The following is a 1,128-nucleotide window of genomic DNA, read 5'->3' as shown; positions in this document are numbered from 1 at the left end:
TAACAGACGACAGAATTTAAGGATAGAAACAATGACACATTGGATTGCAGGTGAATGGGTACAAGGTCAGGGTGAAGAGTTTGTGTCTCTGTCGCCGTACAACCAAGAAGTAATTTGGCGCGGTAACGGTGCAACGGCGGAACAAGTAGACCAAGCCGTTGCTGCAGCGCGTGCTGCGTTCGTCGAATGGAAAAAGCGTCCATTCGCTGAACGCGAAGCAATTGTGTTGGCTTTTGCTGAAAAAGTGAAAGAAAACAGTGAAAAAATTGCCGAAGTGATCGCGAAAGAAACGGGTAAACCAATTTGGGAAACGCGCACAGAAGCGGCTGCAATGGCTGGAAAAATCGCTATTTCTATTCGTGCCTACCATGACCGTACTGGTGAAGCGACTCGCGAAGCTGCGGGCAACCAGATTGTATTGCGACATCGCCCTCTTGGCGTAATGGCGGTGTTTGGGCCATATAACTTCCCTGGTCACTTACCGAATGGCCACATCGTTCCTGCCTTGCTAGCGGGGAACACAGTTGTGTTCAAACCATCTGAGCAAACGCCTTGGACTGGCGAGCTAGCTATGAAATTGTGGGAAGAAGCGGGTTTGCCAAAAGGCGTGATCAACCTTGTTCAAGGTGCGAAGGAAACCGGTATTGCGTTGGCTGATGCGAAAGGTATTGATGGCATTCTGTTTACGGGCAGTGCGAACACGGGTCACATTCTGCATCGTCAGTTTGCAGGTCAACCAGGCAAGATGTTAGCGCTAGAAATGGGCGGCAACAACCCGATGGTCATCTCTGATAACTACGGTGATTTGGATGCAACGGTGTACACCATCATCCAATCGGCATTCATCAGTGCTGGTCAACGTTGTACTTGTGCTCGTCGTCTATACGTGCCGTTTGGTGAGAAAGGGGATGCTCTGATCACTAAGCTGGTGGAAGCGACGAAAAACATTCGCATGGATCAACCATTCGCAGAACCTGCGCCATTTATGGGCCCACAAATCTCTGTGGCTGCGGCGAAGTTCATACTTGATGCGCAAGCAAACCTGCAATCTCTAGGCGGTGAAAGCTTGATTGAAGCGAAAGCAGGAGAGGCGGCGTTTGTTTCTCCAGGCATCATCGATGTGACTAA

Annotated in this window: 1 protein-coding gene; it reads left to right on the top strand. The window is 49.9% G+C overall.

From position 1 onward, the window contains the following. Positions 1 to 31: 31 nt before the first annotated feature. On the top strand, positions 32 to 1,128 hold a 1,097-nt coding region (locus tag R7P72_RS25415; protein ID WP_318111010.1), incomplete at its 3' end, for a succinylglutamate-semialdehyde dehydrogenase.

This window comes from Vibrio sp. Vb0888 (genome assembly GCF_033338835.1).
Taxonomy (GTDB): domain Bacteria; phylum Pseudomonadota; class Gammaproteobacteria; order Enterobacterales; family Vibrionaceae; genus Vibrio; species Vibrio alginolyticus.
This window is presented reverse-complemented; position numbering and strand designations above follow the sequence as displayed.